At 30.3% G+C, this 18,520-nt stretch carries 20 protein-coding genes, 1 tRNA gene and 1 other RNA gene; 2 read left to right on the forward strand and 20 right to left on the reverse strand.

The genetic code is table 11. From position 1 onward, the window contains the following. Window positions 1-18 precede the first annotated feature (18 nt). The 16 genes from RT714_RS01160 to dnaX form a co-directional block, all read right to left on the reverse strand. The gene (locus RT714_RS01160) at window positions 19-747 is read right to left on the reverse strand and encodes a Rossmann-like domain-containing protein (protein WP_313755786.1); all 729 of its coding nucleotides are present in this window, start codon (window positions 745-747) and stop codon (window positions 19-21) included. A gap of 21 nt (window positions 748-768) precedes the next feature. After that, the gene (locus RT714_RS01165) at window positions 769-1,467 is read right to left on the reverse strand and encodes an ATP-binding cassette domain-containing protein (protein WP_313755787.1); all 699 of its coding nucleotides are present in this window, start codon (window positions 1,465-1,467) and stop codon (window positions 769-771) included. A 15-nt stretch (window positions 1,468-1,482) separates the two neighbouring features. Beyond that, window positions 1,483-2,265: an ABC transporter permease gene (locus RT714_RS01170; protein WP_072974984.1), complete on the reverse strand. Its 783-nt coding sequence runs from the start codon at window positions 2,263-2,265 to the stop codon at window positions 1,483-1,485. A gap of 19 nt (window positions 2,266-2,284) precedes the next feature. Next, window positions 2,285-3,118: a molybdate ABC transporter substrate-binding protein gene (gene modA, locus RT714_RS01175; RefSeq protein WP_200778158.1), complete on the reverse strand. Its 834-nt coding sequence runs from the start codon at window positions 3,116-3,118 to the stop codon at window positions 2,285-2,287. Window positions 3,119-3,221: 103 nt separating this feature from the next. Then, window positions 3,222-3,620 (reverse strand): PqqD family peptide modification chaperone, encoded by a 399-nt coding sequence (locus RT714_RS01180; RefSeq protein WP_072974987.1) that lies wholly within the window; start codon window positions 3,618-3,620, stop codon window positions 3,222-3,224. Further along, window positions 3,613-5,547 (reverse strand): OPT family oligopeptide transporter, encoded by a 1,935-nt coding sequence (locus RT714_RS01185; protein ID WP_313755788.1) that lies wholly within the window; start codon window positions 5,545-5,547, stop codon window positions 3,613-3,615. Before RT714_RS01185 ends, RT714_RS01180 begins: the two co-directional genes overlap by 8 nt. An 88-nt stretch (window positions 5,548-5,635) precedes the next feature. Continuing rightward, window positions 5,636-7,072 (reverse strand): aminoacyl-histidine dipeptidase, encoded by a 1,437-nt coding sequence (locus RT714_RS01190; protein WP_313755789.1) that lies wholly within the window; start codon window positions 7,070-7,072, stop codon window positions 5,636-5,638. A gap of 167 nt (window positions 7,073-7,239) precedes the next feature. Next, window positions 7,240-7,791: a CPBP family intramembrane glutamic endopeptidase gene (locus tag RT714_RS01195; protein ID WP_313755790.1), complete on the reverse strand. Its 552-nt coding sequence runs from the start codon at window positions 7,789-7,791 to the stop codon at window positions 7,240-7,242. Between the two features lie 374 nt (window positions 7,792-8,165). Then, a complete protein-coding gene (locus RT714_RS01200; protein WP_313755791.1) occupies window positions 8,166-8,738 on the reverse strand; it encodes a hypothetical protein in 573 nt (190 codons plus the stop codon). A 141-nt stretch (window positions 8,739-8,879) separates the two neighbouring features. Next, window positions 8,880-9,209 carry a tRNA-binding protein gene (locus tag RT714_RS01205; RefSeq protein ID WP_313755792.1) on the reverse strand — a complete coding sequence of 110 codons (330 nt, stop codon included), beginning with the start codon at window positions 9,207-9,209 and terminating at the stop codon, window positions 8,880-8,882. Between the two features lie 75 nt (window positions 9,210-9,284). Continuing rightward, window positions 9,285-9,848: a pyridoxamine 5'-phosphate oxidase family protein gene (locus RT714_RS01210; RefSeq protein ID WP_313755793.1), complete on the reverse strand. Its 564-nt coding sequence runs from the start codon at window positions 9,846-9,848 to the stop codon at window positions 9,285-9,287. A 47-nt stretch (window positions 9,849-9,895) separates the two neighbouring features. Further along, a complete protein-coding gene (locus tag RT714_RS01215) occupies window positions 9,896-10,021 on the reverse strand; it encodes a hypothetical protein (protein WP_313755794.1) in 126 nt (41 codons plus the stop codon). Between the two features lie 179 nt (window positions 10,022-10,200). After that, window positions 10,201-10,644: a GNAT family N-acetyltransferase gene (locus tag RT714_RS01220; protein WP_313755795.1), complete on the reverse strand. Its 444-nt coding sequence runs from the start codon at window positions 10,642-10,644 to the stop codon at window positions 10,201-10,203. 571 nt (window positions 10,645-11,215) lie between these two features. Further along, the gene (recR, locus tag RT714_RS01225) at window positions 11,216-11,815 is read right to left on the reverse strand and encodes a recombination mediator RecR (protein ID WP_313755796.1); all 600 of its coding nucleotides are present in this window, start codon (window positions 11,813-11,815) and stop codon (window positions 11,216-11,218) included. Window positions 11,816-11,833: 18 nt separating this feature from the next. After that, the gene (locus RT714_RS01230) at window positions 11,834-12,172 is read right to left on the reverse strand and encodes a YbaB/EbfC family nucleoid-associated protein (RefSeq protein WP_313755797.1); all 339 of its coding nucleotides are present in this window, start codon (window positions 12,170-12,172) and stop codon (window positions 11,834-11,836) included. Between the two features lie 16 nt (window positions 12,173-12,188). Further along, window positions 12,189-13,826 carry a DNA polymerase III subunit gamma/tau gene (dnaX, locus tag RT714_RS01235; RefSeq protein WP_313755798.1) on the reverse strand — a complete coding sequence of 546 codons (1,638 nt, stop codon included), beginning with the start codon at window positions 13,824-13,826 and terminating at the stop codon, window positions 12,189-12,191. 143 nt (window positions 13,827-13,969) lie between these two features. Here dnaX and RT714_RS01240 point away from each other — a divergent pair. Together RT714_RS01240 and ffs are read left to right on the forward strand one after the other, a co-directional pair. Then, window positions 13,970-14,060: transfer RNA gene (locus RT714_RS01240), tRNA-Ser, on the forward strand. A gap of 13 nt (window positions 14,061-14,073) precedes the next feature. Then, an RNA gene (gene ffs / locus RT714_RS01245) (signal recognition particle sRNA large type) lies at window positions 14,074-14,340 on the forward strand. Between the two features lie 78 nt (window positions 14,341-14,418). On the opposite strand, the gene RT714_RS01250 is transcribed toward ffs, so the two are convergent. The 4 genes from RT714_RS01250 to RT714_RS01265 are packed head-to-tail and all read right to left on the reverse strand — an operon-like array spanning window position 14,419 to window position 18,301. Beyond that, the gene (locus tag RT714_RS01250) at window positions 14,419-14,856 is read right to left on the reverse strand and encodes a flagellar protein FliS (protein WP_313755799.1); all 438 of its coding nucleotides are present in this window, start codon (window positions 14,854-14,856) and stop codon (window positions 14,419-14,421) included. A gap of 13 nt (window positions 14,857-14,869) precedes the next feature. Continuing rightward, window positions 14,870-15,763, reverse strand: coding sequence for a flagellin (locus tag RT714_RS01255; protein ID WP_313755800.1), 894 nt, complete (start codon window positions 15,761-15,763; stop codon window positions 14,870-14,872). Further along, window positions 15,750-15,956, reverse strand: a complete 207-nt coding sequence (locus RT714_RS01260) for a hypothetical protein (protein ID WP_313755801.1) — start codon at window positions 15,954-15,956, stop codon at window positions 15,750-15,752. Before RT714_RS01260 ends, RT714_RS01255 begins: the two co-directional genes overlap by 14 nt. Continuing rightward, window positions 15,953-18,301, reverse strand: coding sequence for a DUF6240 domain-containing protein (locus RT714_RS01265; protein ID WP_313755802.1), 2,349 nt, complete (start codon window positions 18,299-18,301; stop codon window positions 15,953-15,955). The genes RT714_RS01260 and RT714_RS01265 overlap by 4 nt, the downstream gene beginning before the upstream one ends. Window positions 18,302-18,520 lie beyond the last annotated feature (219 nt).

Consider the following 18,520-nt stretch of genomic DNA (forward strand, 5'->3'; position numbering starts at 1 on the left):
ATTTATTATACATAGATATTATTTTGAACAAAAACAAATTCTATCTAATCCTTCTAAATATGCCACTCCTGCTATGGTAGTTCCATAGAATAATATGGGTTTTTTTAATTTTAAAAAGTTTACTATGGTACCATTGGTTATAGTACTTCCTGTGACTACTAAAATATCTGCCCAATTAACTACTTCTTCCATATTATTTTTTCCATCTTCTATTAAAACATCATATTTTACCTTATCTATATTTTTAGGATCTAGATCCAATACCCTTATAGAAAATTTTCTTCTAAGATTGTCGATTATTGCTGGTTGAAAACCTACCATACCTATTTTCACATTTCCAAATTTATCTTGAATATATTTTACTACTTCTTTACCACATTGTTCTGGTTCTTCATCTTTACAATGAATAGTATTTTCAATAAGTTTTAAATGCTTTAAAATGGCATTTAATGCTGCAATAAATAAAACCTTATTTCTATTATCAGATAAGTCTAATTCTAAAACCTTCTTTATACTTCCATTAAACACTGTTGGTGAATCTGTATAAGCTTGTCCTACAGAATCCAAAAACTTGGCCTCTATAAGTACTTCTTTTCCATTTAAAAGAGGAAAGTCTTTTCTTTCTGTTATTCCAATGGCTTCTTCTGGTGTTAATGTATTTGTAGTAATAAAAATGTTCTCATCATATAAATTATTCTGTTTTACAATTTCTTTAAGCTTTTGTTGTAATTGTATATAAAACTCCATTTCCATCCCACCTTTTCATTATTATTTTAAAAACTCTAATATAGAATCTTGTCCTAATCCATTATCTATCTCTTCTTTTTCAAATACTTTAAGTAAATTACCATCATTCATTATACCTATTCTATCTGCTAAAAATATAGCTTCATCTATATCATGGGTAACATGTATTATTGTAGGAACAAATTCTTTATGTATATTTTTTATTTCTTGTTGAAGTGTTGGCTTAATCATTATATCTAAGGCACTTAAAGGCTCGTCTAAAAGCAATATCTTAGGTGATATGATTATTGCCCTCGCCAAGGCTACTCTCTGTTTTTCTCCACCACTAAGCTTACTTGGATATCTTTTCAAAAGATGTTCTATTTTTAACATTGATACTAATTTATATAATTTTTCTGATATAATCTTTTTATCCATTTTTCTTATTTTAAGTCCAAATATTATATTATCCTCTACTGTCATATGAGGAAACAATTCATAATCTTGATATACAAAGCCTATATCTCTTTTTTCTGGTGGAAGAAGAAGTATATCATTATTATTATGCAAAATATATCCTTTATCTGGAGTATAAAGTCCTGCAATAGTTTCTAATAAGACCGTTTTTCCTGCCCCACTAGGCCCAAGAATTACAAAATACTCTCCTATATTTATTTTTAGATCTATATTATTTAAAGCAAATCTACCTAATTTTAGTTTTATGTCTTTTATCTCTAGCATAGTATTCCCCTTTATCTAAACAGACTTTGATTTCTGAATTAATTCAACTAATAACATGGATATTATAGATATAAATATAAGTATAGTAGCTGTACCAATGGCAATATCTAAATCCCCAGTTGACATATTCATAAATATGGATGTAGGCATTACTTCTGTTTTCATGGTTGTAGCCCCTGCAAGCATAATTACTGCTCCAAACTCTCCTAATGCTCTTGACCAAACTATGATTAAAGAAGAAACTAGACTATTTTTTATTAATGGAACAGTAATATATATGAATGTTTGCCATCTGTTACATCCTAATGTTCTTCCAATAAATTCTATTTTATATCCCGATTCTTTTATTGCTATTCTTAGCATATTAACCATAAAAGGAAGATTTACAAAAACTTGAGCTGCTACTATTCCCTTTGGATTAAAGACAAAGTCTATACCAAGCTTAGATAGAAATTTCCCTATACCTAAATTCCCTAAAAAAAGTAATAATGCCACGCCAGATATCATATGGGGTAAAGACATTGGCAAAAATATTAATATTTGTATAAGCCTTTTAGCCTTTATGTCTACTCTCTCTAATACATAGGCTACAGGTATAGAAAAAAACAAACATATTAATGTAGATATGGTAGATGTAATAAGACTTAATCTTATAGAAAATAGTATTTCTTTTGACTGAATACATTGATGTATATTAGGAACCCCCCGTATCATTAAAAGTACGAGGGGAGTAAATGTAAATATTAAAACTATTGATAGTGCAAATACTAATAAATATGAAAAGCATTTATTTGACATATCTAATCAATCCTTATATTTACTTTACAGAAGGAAATCCATACTTTTCAAATATTTCTTTTCCCATATCTGAGCTAACAAAATCAACAAAAAGGTTTGCTTCTTCGAGATTCTCAGAAGTTTTAATTGCCCCTATTGGGATTATTTGTTGTATATTAATATCTTCTGGAATTGCTATGGTTTCTATATTTTCATTCCCAAAGGCAGCATCTTCTGTAACTATGGCTGCATCTGCATTTTTAGATTCCAAATGTACTAATATTTCATTTACCGTTGCTGTTTTAGCTACTACATTATCATTGATACCTGTTAAACCTGTTTTTTCTATTAGTTTTTGACTAGTTTGTCCTATAGCATTAGCCTTTTCATCACCTAATATAACCTTTACACCTGATTTTGCCATATCTTCAAGACTGGTTATATTTGCTGGATTTTCCTTTGGAACTCCAATTATAGGATTATGATATGCTACATCCTTAGAAGGATATGTAAGTTCTTTTTCCAATGATGTTTCATAAGCTTTCTTAGAGCCTACTATAAATACATCTCCCTTTCCTGAAAGCTCTATTTGACTCAATAATTGAGTAGAACCTGCAAATACATATTCTACTTTTATACCATTCTCTTCTTCAAAAACCTTTGCAATTTCCGTCATAGGTTTTTTTAATCCTGCACCACTATAAACCAAAAGTACTACTTCTTCTTTGTTCTCATTATTATTGGTTTCTTCCTCTTGACTAGAAACATTAGCATTTAATGTATCCTCTGTTTTTTCTGTTTTTCCACAAGCTGCAGTAAAAATCATAAGACTTAAAACTAAAAATAAAGATATGATTTTTTTTAATTTATTCAATTCACTTACCCCCTATATTTATTTATAGCCGTTATTCTCAAAAAAGACTAACGACTATAAATAAAAGTATATTTGTTTTTTAGGGGTTTGTCAATTAGATTATCTATTTGATTTCTTCTCTTTTTTTTACTCCCTTATATCTAATCCATCGGTGTTTAGATATATATTTTATAAATTCTATAAGTCTTCTCAAATCTTCCTTAAATTCATCATTCGTATTTTGACTTTGGATTCTAGCTATTTCATATATGGAATTTTTCCCATCTATTAAAAGCCATGCAGAAGTACACATATTATCAAATTGTATATCTCTCTTAGGCTTTTTCTTAGCTAGAAATCCAGCAAACTTTGTAATTGGATTTTTAACTTCAAAGTTTAATAATACTTTTCCATCTACTATTTTCCAATCCTTATGAATAATTTCTGGGACATATAATACAAAATTATATTTATCTTCATTATGGTTGCTTTCAACAATATTTTCTTTATTATTTTTAAGCATTTTCACTATTCCTTTTAAATGTACAAGAATAATTATACAACCAAATAGCAAGTGCTATAAATATTCCTATGCTGACTAAATTCTTTAAAATTTCATTTGGAATTATCCCAGAAAGAAAATCAATTCTAATATTTAAGGCAGCAAAAACACCAACTATTATACCTGTAAGAGCATCTCCAGCAACAAGACCTGAGGCAATTAAAGTACCTCTTTCTACTCCATTATCTCTATCAATTTCATTATCTTTAAATCTGACTTCTACCAGTTTACGTATGATGCCTCCAAAAAAAATGGCACTATTTAAAGATATTGGCAAATAAATACCTAATGCAACTGGTAGAATAGGAAGACCTGAAAGAGCACAAAATAATGCTATTATAGCTCCTATGATTACAAGTGTCCATGGAAGCCGTCCTGTCATAATACCTTCTACAATCAACCTCATAAGTGTGGCTTGAGGAGCTGTTACCTGCTCAGAACCTATTCCATATGCACTATGCAAAAGTAATACAGTAGCTCCAGCCATAAATGAAGCTATAGTCAATGATATGAACATACCATGTTGAATTTTCTTTGGGCTACCTCCTATTATATATGTTGCCTTTAAAGACTGAGCTACTCCTCCACCTACAGCTATTGCAACGCAGACTATACCAGCAGATAGTAGAGCTTTCCTCATACCTTCATTACCTGTGGCTCCCATTGCTTTATATACTGAAGCTATGACAAGAAGAGTTGCAATAGTCATTCCAGACACAGGATTGTTACTGGCTCCTATTACTCCAACCATTCTAGCTGATACTACTGCAAAAAAGAAAGAAAATAGGACTGCAAGAATTGCACCTACTATACCTGCTCCTATTGATGGAATAATCCATGTCAGTAAAAACCCAAATATAGCAGCTGCCAATACCCAAACAATAGGTGCTTCTTCATTTACTCTATCATAGGATTTTTCACCTTTACCAAAACCACCCATAGCTTCTTTAAAGGATGTAATAATAGTTGGCAAAGATCTTGCCAATGAAATAAATCCTCCCATGGCTACAGCTCCAGCTCCTATATACTTAATATAGTTAGCCCAAATCTCTGTAGCTGACATTTCAGAAATTAACATATTAGATGGAAATATAGGAGTAGCTGCATAGACTCCAAAAAACTTTATTAATGGAATGAGTCCAAGCCATGCTACAACAGAACCAGCAAACATTAATATGGATGTTCCTGTTCCAACAATAAAACCAACTCCTAAAAGAGATGCTAAGGTATCCATTCCCACCATTGTTCCCTGATAAGCAGCTATTGTATATGAAGCTGTTTCATTCCATAACCCAAATCCTCCAGATAAAATCTTATATCCAAGACCTACCCCAAGACCTTTTAATACGGATTTAAATCCTTGCCCACCTTGATTTGCATTTACTAAAACTTCCGCCTGAGCCATAGATTCTGGATATATTAAATTTCCATGCTCTTGTACTATTAAATATTTACGAACGGGAGTTATAAAATATACACCCATAATCCCACCAATAACAGTGACTAAGGCAACTGTAATGAGAGAGAGATTAAATCCTATTAGGATGATAGCCGGTAATACAAATATAATACCACCTGCTATAGATTCTCCCACGGCAGCTAGAGATGCCACATAATTTGCTTCTAATATACTATTTCTTCTAAATATTGATTTCAATAATCCTGTTGCAAGAATGGCTCCTGGAATACCAGCAGAAATAGTAAGCCCTACCTTAAGTCCTAGATAGGTGTTTGCTGCAGCAAATATTACTGCAAATATAATACCCATAATGATTGAGTACCCAGTTGCTTCAGGCATAACTTCAGTTGTTGGTATAAATGGAACATAATCCTCTCCCTTTACCCCACCATATGCTTGCTTAGATAATCTCCTTGAAGCATTTGACATTACAAACTCCTCCTATATCTATCTATTTTAAATCAGATGCAATGCCTGGTAAACAAATGGCAATATTACAAACTCCTCCTATATCTATCTATTTTAAATCCTCAAGTAATTTTATAAGAAATCCCCAGACTCTTTGAACTGAAGAAATACTTAAATGTTCTTTCTCAGTATGAACATCATATAAATTTGGTCCAAAGCTTATCATATCAGTATCTGGTAATATTTCCTTTAAAAGACCACATTCAAGTCCTGCATGTATGGCACTTACTTCTGCTTTCTTATTAAATAATTCTTCGTAAACTCTAACAGCTTTTTCACGAATTTTAGAGTTCTTATCAAACTGCCAAGCAGGATATGCACCTTTTTCCTCTGATTTTGCACCAGTTCTCTTTGCAATAACTGAAAGTATATTTAAAATTTCCCTTAAGGAGCTACTGGATGCGGAACGCACAGAAGCTATTATTTCAATTCTATTATCCCTTTCTTCAATAATAGCGTTATTTAAGCTAGTCTGTACCAGCCCTTCAATATCTTTGGACATATATTGAACTCCATCTGGAACCATCATAATATAGTCTATTAAATTGTCACTTAATTCTTTAGAATATATCTCTTCTACCTTTACTTCCGTTAAATCTATATTTAATCCCTTGTCTTCTACACCATATTCTTCCTTAAAATCTTTTGTAAGATCTTCTACTATCTTCTTGACACTATCTATATCTTCAGCTAAAACAACTGCTTTTGCATCACTTGGTATAGCATTATGCTTAGTACCACCCTGAATTTTAGCTAATCTTATATTAGTTTTATAATTACATTTTACTAAGATTCTTCCCAGTAATTTAATAGCATTTGCTCTTTGTTTAATTATCTCCATGCCAGAGTGTCCACCCTTAAGGCCTGATATCTTAATTTCTAATCCACTTCCTCTTTGCTTTTCTTTTTCAAGTTTAAATGTAGTAATCTTATTGGCTCCACCTGCACAACTTACTAAAAAAATTCCCTCTTCTTCAGAGTCTATATTTAAAAGAGTCTTCCCCGATAGATGTTCATTTGATAAAGCATGTACTCCATCCATGCCTGTTTCCTCATTAGTAGTAATTAAAACTTCAAGTGGCGGATGTTTTATATCCTTAGAGTCTAATATTGCCATACCATAAGCAACTGCAATCCCATCATCACCACCTAAAGTAGTATTATTTGCCCTCATAATATCCCCTTCTACTATCATTTCGATAGGGTCTTTTGTAAAATCATGATTAGAATCCTTTCCCTTTATACAAACCATATCCATATGTCCTTGAATAATTACAGGGTCAGAGTCTTCATATCCCTTTGATGCAGGTTTCTTTATGATAACATTATAAATTTCGTCCTGATATACTTCTAAATTTCTTTCCTTTGCAAAGTTCACTAAATAATCACTTGCTTCTTTTTCATTACCTGAACACCTTGGAATTTGGTTTAACTGATGAAACCAGTGAAATACTTCCTTTGGCTCTATATTTTCTAAATCTATCATCTTCATCCTCCCTAGCATTTTAATATTATTTTATTGAACAATAATTATTCCCTATAATATGTTTTTTTATCCAAAAAAGATTGCATACCCTTAAGTATGCAATCTTTTGATTTTTGAAACTCTCTTTTTAATAATTTAAAAATATGTTTATATCCTTGTTAAAAACATTATGACAATTTACTATCCTTTCTCGGTAAATTATTCTTTATATAAATGATATTAAGTACTACTGATAAAACAAAGCAACTGAAAATTATAAATATCAGTACATTGGTTTTAAACTCACTATCCATATTTATTGAAAAATTAGTATATTGGGATATAATAGGAAATATAAATATACTTCCATTATTCAACCCATGAAAAATAATACAGTTTATAATATTTTTAGTTTGAATATATAATAAAGCACTTAAAACTCCAAATAATAATCTTCCAAATATGTTGAAATCAAAATGTACTATTCCAAATATTATTGAAGAAATAAAAATTGCTGGAATAATACCCAATCTAATTTTCAACCTACTCATTATCACACCTCTAAATATGAATTCTTCAACTATGGGTGCTAAAGTTATTCCAAAAATAATAAATATATTGGAAGGAACTTTTATTAAGGACTTATCTCCAATGAATATACAAAGACCAATTCCAATGTAGATACCTAAATTTAAAATATATAATTGAACTATTTTTTTATAATTTACTTTTTTTATCAAATAAATTATTTCACTTTTTACTGATATATTCTCTTTAGAAAATATAATATAAACCCAAATAAGAATTAAAACATTTAAAATAAATATTTTTAAAAAAAGGCATTTGTAAAATCATAAAAGTAAATATCATTGTACTAATGTAAATTAATATTACTTTTCTTATTTTTATTTTTTCTAACAAATCCTCCATTAAGTAGTTACCTTCCTGTCCTAAAAATTTTAATAATAATACTTTACTGATAGAAACTATCTAAACATATGAATTAAATATTTATATAAAAAAATAAATTGTTTACCAATCCTCTGCAAGGAATATTATTTCATCCCTGTTTTTACTGATAGCAACAAGACTTAACTCCCCATGATTCCAATCATTAAGATGATAAGGCTTGATTCTCACTTGATTTTCCTATCCATTTGGCTTTTTGTGACAATTCATTAATATAACTATTAATAAAGTTTATATCTATTTTAAACTTTAAACCGAACATTTCTCCACCCTGTAAAAAAGCAGGATTATAACTAAATATAATATCTTTTGCGTTATCAGGAATTTTATTAGGAAAATATTCTGTTAATAAGTTATTTGGATATCCCGTTAGTTTTAAAACCCTTTCATATTTACTTATATCCGTTGTTGTAGTTGTTGCTGCATCAAAAGTTATGAAAAGAAACACAAATAACATTGCAAAACCCAAGACAAAAATCAGGATACTTGTTATTAGAGAGGAAGTAATAATTTTCAATCTTCCTGTTACAGAGAAAAAAGTAATTATTCCAAAGGACACAAAGGGTATGGCAAATACTAAACCCATAAAATAATAAGGTTCAATTGCTGTCATAGTTACAAATAAATATATTGCTATAAACAGAATAAAAGAGATTATAGTCATTATTGCTGGAAAACGTGCCATTTTAAAAATCAGTGGTGCTTTATTTATTTTCATAACCGTCCCCCCCATATCTTTGAAATGGTTAAATTGGTTTCTTCATTAGTAACTATATACTTTATATAACCTTTGGATATATAGTCACTAATTCTAACAATGACACATTTAAACTAATATATTTTATAAAAGGATTATCATTTAACCTAATTTATCGCCTTTTTTAACAGACCGTTCTGGTTTAATTAATATAACCCCTTGTGATGAATAAACTCCTAATATTAATACTTCTGACATAAAATCTGCAATTTGTCTTGGTGGAAAATTTACTACTCCTAAAACTTGCTTACCTACAAGTTCATCCATATCATAACACTCGGTTATTTGAGCACTAGATTTTTTAATTCCTATTTCTTCTCCAAAGTCAACCCATAGCTTATAGGCAGGTTTTCTTGCGTTTCTAAAATCTTCTACCTTAGTAATCTCTCCAACTCTAATATCTAATTTCATAAAATCTTCAAAAGCAGCCATAAAAACCCCTCCTACTATAATTAATATGAAATGTTTCCCTTATATCATTATACATCTTATTAGCTACCTATAATATTACTCCATTCTTCCCCATTTCATTTCTTCACCATGTCTATCATATTTTTTTCTTTTTGCTTTAATTTCTTCTATTTCTATTTTATATACATTAGTTCTTTTTAATCCAGCCTTAATAGCCATATTAAAATAGCTCATCTTTGTTGGAGTATATTTTTCACATATAAGTTTCATAGCTTTAATCTTTTCTTCCTCATCTTCTACTAACTTTACTTTGCCTTTTACAACTGCTGATTCATATTGGGTAGTAAAAACACTACTAATAAGCAATACTGCCTTAGATTCATCCTTCACTATTTCATCCAATTCCTCTTTGGTATAGTTTTCCGGCACCTTTACTTCACCTATAAACGCTACACTAACATTGGGATTTTTCTCTAATGCCTGTACCTTTCTGCCATCCATAGCTGAATGAAAATATAAGTTTTCTTCATCCCTTACAATGGAAAGAGGAATACCATAAGGTTCATTATCTTCATCAATCATAGAAATAATTCCATATCTTGACTTATCTATGATTTCTAAACCGAATTCTTTATTCATTTCTCTATCTTTTCTTCTCATAAAATCACCCTCCAAAATATATTTTTCTCTACCTTATATAATATCCTTTAGCCTTTTGTAATCTGGATTTTATTAACAACTGCATCTGAAAATTTAATAATAAGCCATTCACTGGCAATACTTATTAATCCACGTTCATCACCTAAGTAGTAAACAAAGTTATTTTCTTTCATTGTCTACCTTCCTAAATATAAATTTTTTCAATATTATTACTAAATCTAATTATTATAATATAGAAAATAAACTACTTTGACAATGTATGGTAAGCTTTTATTATTTATTTTTAGAGCAAAGATATAATTAACAAAAAACTACATACCTTTTTAAAAAGAGAGGTAGAATTATTCTGTACTTAAAATTCTTTTTTCAAATATACCATGTCAATTAGTTGCTTTCCACACTCATAAATTGGATTATCATAATTATCTATAAAGAAATCTTTAATTCTATGAGACTCCACGAATCCGCATTTTTGGTAAAAAGGTAGTGTTAAAGGGCTATCGCCTGTTCCTACATACATAATATCACAATCATTTTTAAAGTATTCAAAAATATACCCAATCAATTTCTGTCCATATCCATGTCCATGAAATTCTTTATAAATAGCAATATTTTTTAGTTCATAGATTCTATCCGCCTCTTTAGTTACTACACAGATTCCTTTTAAATCATTATCATATACTGCAAACATAATACCTCTTTCCAGATATTTATCAATCATGTTTTCTTGTTCATCTGCTAATAATAATAAGTCTAAAAAATCTTTTTTATTTTCTTCTATTATTTGTATTTTCATTTTGACCTCCCATAGTTTAAAATAAGAAGTAACCCAACAACACATTTCCAATACAGTGAATATTTAACCAAACATCAGCCTTATCATCATTTAGAATGATTACATACATATCCTTGTCATAAATCTTACCATGTTTGTATCATCCTGATAACTCTTTCTAATTACTACATTATTTGATGTTGTGATATTTGATACACCAATAATCTCATTAGCTGAAACATTAAAATATAAGTAAATAATCTCTACTTCACGTTATTTAACAATCCATACCATATACATTTATTTTACAATGTATAACATATAAAATCACTTATATTCTTATAACCAATCATCTCGTACTGAATTAAAGTATTTACATTCAAATGATTTTAGGTTAAAAAATAACTTTACCGAACTTAAGTCTTATATCTATTTCCTGTTCTAATTAAAAGTCTGATAAAAAACCATAGGGAAAAGGGATATAAAAAAGCAGGAGGTTTCTTGGAATTTAATCTAAGATTTCTCCTGCTTTGAAGAACTTTATTTACTTGTTGAAGAACTTTATTTTAGAGGGACAAATATATTTTAATCCTTATATCTCTCTCCTATTATCCATAGCCTTGGCTAAAGTTACCTCATCAAAATACTCAAGATCTCCCCCTACTGGAATTCCATGAGCTATTCTTGTTACCTTTATCCCTAATGGTTTTATAAGCTTTGATAAATATAAGGCTGTAGCCTCACCTTCTACTGTTGGATTAGTAGCTAGGACTATTTCTTCAACTACTCCATCAGATAATCTGTCTAAAAGCTCTTTTACCCTTATATCATTTGGACCAACATTATCCATTGGAGATATAACTCCATGCAGTACATGATACTGTCCCTTGTATTCCTTAGATTTCTCCATGGCTATAATATCCTTAGCCCCTTCTAGTACACAGATTATAGACTTATCTCTCATAGTATCTCTACATATATTACAAGGGTCATCATCTGTTAGATTGCAACATATACTGCAAAGTCTTATTTTTTCCTTTGCATTAGTTATAGACTTTGATAGCTTCTCTGCTTCTATTTCTTCCATTTCTAAAATATAAAATGCAAGTCTTTGAGCAGTTTTTCTACCAATGCCTGGTAATTTTGATAGCTGCTCTATTAAGTTTGCTATTGGTAGTGCATACTGCTCCATTATATTACTCTCCTTCTATTAGAACAATCCTGGAATATTCATACCCCCAGTTAGTTTCCCCATTTCCTTTGTCATCATTTCCTCTGCTTTTCTAAGAGCTTCATTTATAGCCGCCATTACTAAATCTTGCAGCATTTCAACATCTTCTGGATCTACTACTCCTTCATCTATGGTAATTGCCAATACTTCCTTCTTTCCATTTACCTTACAAGTAACAGCTCCTCCACCTGCACTTGCTTCAACTTCTGTTTCCTCAAGTTGTTTTTGCATATCCTCCATTTGTTTTTGCATCTTCTGCATTTGTTTCATCATATTACCCATATTGCCACCCATTCCTGGAAATCCACGTTTTGCCATATTAAATTCTCCTTCCTTACTTTATTTCTACTATGTTTTCTCCAAAGAAGTCTATAACTTCTTTTATGGCTTTTTCCTTACTATTATTTTTTTCTTTTTTATCTATAGGTTTATCGCCTATCATTACAAACTTTACATCTATATCTTTCTTGAAATATGTTGAAATTCCTTGATTTACAACTTCTGCATTTGTAGGAGTGCTAATTGCTGCTCTATGAATACCAAAATTATCTTTATACCCAACTGTAAGCACACCATTTGAATAACTAATAGGCTCTCCTTCCATCAACAATGCAAATACATTAACCTTTATAGCTTTTATTGCTTGAAGCACTCTTTGCCACTCATTAACTATTGTTTCAAACTCTAATTCTTCCCCATTATCTATAAATATCTCTTTTTCAATTTTTACTTCCTGTGGTTCTTGCATTGATTGTTTTTCTTTTTGTATTTCTTGTTTATTGGTATGAAGAGGCTTATTCTCAAATTTAAAGGGTTCTTCCTTTACAGTTCTCTGGGGTATAATTCCCTTTTCAAGCTTTTCTATCCTTTCCTCCAAGGAAAGCTCATCTTCTAATCTTATTAATTGTATAACTGCCATTTCGAGGATTACCCTTGGCTGTGTAGACCATTTTGCTCTTTCATCTGCCATCCCAAGAATATCTAAGCTTCTAAGTATAAATTCTATGTTAATATCCTTAATTTGATTTGAATATCTTTCTAGTGTTTCTTCGTCTATATCTATTAATTCTAAAGGATCTTTTGACGTTTTAACTATCATTAAATTTCTAAAATGACTTATTAAATCCTTAATAAATTGATGAATATCCTTACCATTTTGAATAACCTCATCTATAGATTTTAATGCATTTTCTAAGTTTTTATCTATTATATCTTGTGTAATATTTATTATAATATCTGAATTTACTATTCCTAAAATACTAATAGCATCTAAATAAGTAATCTTTCCATCTCCAAAAGACACACACTGATCAAGTAAACTTAAAGCATCTCTCATGGCTCCATCAGAATTTCTTGCTATTAGATTAAGAACCTTATCTTCTACATCTAATCCCAAATTATTACAGATATCCCTCATATTATCTACTATATCTCTTGTCGTTATCCTTTTAAAATCAAATCTTTGACACCTTGAAAGAATAGTTTGAGGTAATTTCTCAGGCTCAGTTGTGGCCAGTATAAATATTAGATGTTTAGGAGGTTCCTCAAGGGTTTTTAATAATGCATTAAAAGCAGCCTTCGATAACATATGTACCTCATCTATTATATATACTTTATATTTTGCCCTAGACGGAGGATATACTACCTTTTCTCTCAATTCCCGAATATCATCTACACCATTGTTACTAGCCGCATCCATTTCTATAACATCCATTATACTTTCATCTAATATCCCTTTACATATTTCACATTCATTACATGGATTGCCATCTATTGAAGCTAGACAATTTACAGCTCTAGAAAATATCTTTGCCGTGGAAGTCTTTCCCGTCCCTCTAGTACCTGAAAATAGATATGCATGCCCAATATTTTCCTTTTGCATTTGATTTTTTAATGTAATTGTTATATGCTTTTGACCTAAAACTTCATCAAAAGTCTTTGGTCTATATTGTCTATACAAAGCTTGATACATATTATCCACCTACATTTTTATAATATATTATATTATATCAGATTGTGCATGAGATTACACCTATTTTATATAGTCTTTGTTTTTAGCTGTTGACATATATTTAAATTTTAGTTATAATATAATCCTGTGAGACAATAAACTATGGAGAGATGGTTGAGTTGGTCGAAGGCGCTCGCCTGGAAAGCGGGTAGACGTGAAAGCGTCTCGAGGGTTCGAATCCCTCTCTCTCCGCCATTAGAAATTTTTACCGTGCTAGATGGGGAGGTAGCGGTGCCCTATAACCTGCAATCCGCTATAGCAGGATTGAATTCCCAGTCTAGGCATCTCTATTGTGAGGTCTGCCCCAAATAAGTGGCAGTGACGATTTGGTCCTACGCAACGGAAACTCATGAACCCCGTCAGATCCGGAAGGAAGCAGCGGTAAGTGAAACTTTTCGTGTGCCGTAGGGAAGCCTGATCTGAGTTAACTGTTTGGGTAACGCTTGGAACAGGATTGCCAAAGCTGGGTGCACGGTTACATAAAATAAAAACTGTGGTATATATACCACAGTTTTTTTGTGGGCTGGTATAAAATCCAGCTCTATATTTTTGTTTATCCTTGAAAGGTTTTACCTAATTTCACACTATGTTCTTCCAGATTTCCTTTTCCATAAGTAAGTCCTGACACTATATTTGGTTCTCCTTTTGTTTCTAGCCCCTTAAAACCCATGTATATTGGAGCTATTACATCTATTGCGTTCTCAAAAAGATTAGTATCTTTCTTTATTTCCCCTTCTGTTATGAGTTTGTTAGTATATAAATAAAGAGATCTAAGGTTTGTGGATAACTCGTCTTTTTCTCTAAATGTTACTAACAATTCTGTTAATATCTCTCGGCAATTGTTGATAAGTATGTTTAACTTATCATAATTCTTTTCTTTTATAGCCTCAGAAGATCTTTCAAATTTCTCCATTAATCCTTCATGAAGCATTGCTATTAGTCCCCAATCATTTGTTGACATTACCCTTTTCTCTAGAGTAATACTTTCCATTTATTTGTCACTCCTATCTTTGTAGTAATTGAAGCACTGTTTGTGGCAGTTGATTTGCTTGACTTAGCATAGATGTACCTGCCTGCTGTAATATATTTAGTTTAGTAAATTCACTCATTTCCTTAGCCATATCTAAGTCTTCAATTCTAGATTTAGATGCTGTTAAATTCTCCGCTGTATTATCTACATTTCTTATGGTATGCTCAAGTCTGTTTTGAATTGCACCAAGCTGGGAACGCATTTTAGATACCTTTTCTATAGCATCGTTGTATTTTGTAATAGCTGATTCAAAGTTTGTTGCCTTTAATGAACCATCTTCAACTTTAAATTTCCCACCATCTTCCTTGATAATATCCGTTAAGATATTTAATTTATCCCCACTTCCAACCATAACATTAATTTCCTTCATTTCCACATCAATAAATTGTTCTTTATTGGCACCTATTTGAAGTCTTAATTTTTCTACAGCATCGCCAGAAGTAGTCTTTAAATCTCCTTTAAGTAAAGGAATACCATTAAACTCTGTATCTCTTCCTATCATATTAATCTGTTCAGTTAATTCTCGCATCTCATTAGCTATAGCCTCTAAATCTTTTTCTGCATAAACTCCACTGGCACCTTGCACACTAAGTTCTCTCATCCTTTGAAGCATCTCATGTACTTCATTTAATGCTCCTTCTGCTGTTTGGATTAGAGATACTCCGTCTAGTGAATTTCTTGAAGCCTGTCTTAGTCCTCTTATCTGTGCTTCCATTTTTTGTGATATTGCAAGACCTGCTGCATCATCTGATGCTCTATTAATTCTTTTACCTGAAGAAAGTCTTTCTAGCGATTTTTGTAGACCTTCAGTATTCATATTTAATAATCTGTGAGTATTTAATGCTGGTATATTATTATTGATTCTCATGGTTTTTATCCCCCTCAAATTTATTTGTATTTTCTATAAATGATATTATCTCTCCTAATATTTGAAACATTTCCTTAGGTAATTTATCAATTTTTTCTTCTATAGGTTCTAGATTTAAGTCTATATCACCACTTAATGTATCGGTCTTATATGCCTTTTCAATATGTTTTCGTGATATCAATCTTTTCTTCATAATATCACCTGTTTATTTAATGTATAACCAAGTTTTTGTAAGCCTTCATCCAGTAAATTTAGATTATTTCTTAAAGACATACCTTCTTCCTCTATATTGATTTTAACCTGGTTTCCAACTACATTAAGCTCAATATCCACTATACCTATGTTATCTGTTTCTAGACTTATAAAAAACTTCATATTATTTTTATCAATGCCTTTTTCGGCATCAGGTACTATGATATTTAAACTCCTATATTCATTATCTATTTGCACAGGCAATTGAAATACCATATCCCTTTTAGATATTTGAGATTGAAGCTTTATATATCCATCTTCTTTTGATTCTTGTCTTTCATCAGTATCAAAGGAATTATTGCTATTTAAAGAATTTATCAGTTCTTTATAATTATCCTTAAAATTAGTATCCCCATTCTTAATAGATGTAGAGATTTTCTCTTGAAGCAATTTTATTCCTTCCTTCAACTCCTCAGTATATCTTGGGTTATTAGGTTCCAACACATCCCTCAAAACATTAGCTAACCCCTTTTCACCATTTAAGAAAGAATTTATATCTTTAATTTCTTTCAAAGTCATAGGAAGCTGATTTCTCATTATAATTGGTAATATTTTTTCATGATTTCCCTTAATATCTTTTATTTCCTTAGTCATCCTCTGACTCTCTTTATACCTATTAATTTTCTTTTCTATATAGCTGTTCAATTCATTAAGCGGCATAGCTTCCAAAGTTTGGCTATCTTTGATACTTTCTTTTACTATATTAACAGTTAAATTATTCCTTGCCCTAAGATATTCTTCAAATATTAACCCCTCATTTATTCTATCGACTGTGGGTACAGCTTTTCCACCTGTAGTTATTTCCTCTTGAGCCATATATAGGTTATTTAGGGTAATCCCTTCATATTTCTTAAAGGCAAAAGACAAAGTGTCTATATTTAATTTATCCCCTAATGCATTTAATATATTGGATATATGGATAGTCTTATCCAAAGTTTTATAGTCGATGCTCAGCTCTTTATCTATATTTGTATCTATAATTTCCTTTATGGATTTTAATGTGAAATCTTCTCCGTTTTTTATTAACATTAGAAGGTCTTTATCTTTAATCTTTCCTAAAATTTCTAAATTTCTTTTTATCTCTTGAATTTCTTCATTATACAAAGGTTTGTCTTGTTCTTTAATATCTTCCTTCTTTAACTCTTCTACCAATTGATTTATAGGCTCTTCTAATGGATTTATATCCCTCTTATTCAGTCTTGCTATTTCTTCGTGTCCTAATAACTCTATTAATTCTTTTACTGATTTTTTCATAGAAATGATCTTATTATATTTTTCTTCATCCATTACCATATCATTTACTATAAATTCTCTCAAAATATTAATATTTTCAATGTTACCATCTAAATTTAAATTGCTTAAAATTTCTTTTAATCCATCTATGGTTGTTTCCTTTGCTATAGTAAAGTCTTCAAAATTCTTTGCTGCCATATTATTTTCTATAGGGTTTATAGTATAGGAATTATTTAATTTATATAAATTATCTATATTAAATAACATATCATCTTTGAATATTTTAATATAAGTTTCCTCTTTCAATTCTTTTAAATTATGAAGTTTTGATATTACTTCTATGGTTTTATCTATGTTTTCTCTTGTAATAGGTAATTTTTCTTTATTTAAAGCTATTATTGTATCGTAAACATCTTTACCCATCTTCTGTCCATAAATTTCTTTTGCTATTTCCTCTGCATCTTTATAAGTCAAATCCTTCTCAAGTCTTAAAAGTTTTCTCAAGGAAAAAGAAGGGTTTTCATTTTTTATATCATCCAATGCCTCAGCTATCTTTTGGAGGCTCTCACCATCTAAGTCTATTCCTCTATCAGAAAGTTTTACAAAGGAGTTAGTATCTATGCCTTCAATTATTTTATTTAAGTATTCCTTTGATTGTATATAAGAATCTACATTTCCTTTTGTAATAGGTATTCCACTACTAAGTAAAAACTCTATCATTCTAATATTTTCTTCTGTATATTCTAAGCCCAGTTCTCTAATTATATCTGATGCTTTTCTTACTTCATGTTCATCCTTTATGTCTTCTTTCTCTTCTACCTTGGAAGAAATTATATTTTCTTTCTCAACTGTTATATTATCTCCTACACTTGATGCTATTTCCTCTTTTAATCTCAAAGAGTATTCTACTGTTTTATTATCTATGGTCTTTTGAATCTTTATATCCTTTCCATTCTTCTCTACAAGTACCCCTTCTATATCATAAGGAAGGGTCGGGGTTAACCCATATCTATTTATCACATTTTCTTTATTGTTTATTTTTAATATTTCCATTAATCTTTTCCTTTCATAAATGCAGTGAATAATAAAAACAACTAACAAACTAATAGTTAAAAAGATTAAAATAATCTAGTTTTTACTAAAAACCATTTACTTATAATTTTAACTCTTCACTATCTTATTTATCGTCATCTTCTTTAATTTTCTTAATAGAGATATTACTTATTTCCACATTTCTGCCGATATTATATAATAGAGAGGCAGGAGGTGTGC

Source organism: Tissierella sp., assembly GCF_032104385.1.
Taxonomy (GTDB): domain Bacteria; phylum Bacillota; class Clostridia; order Tissierellales; family Tissierellaceae; genus Tissierella.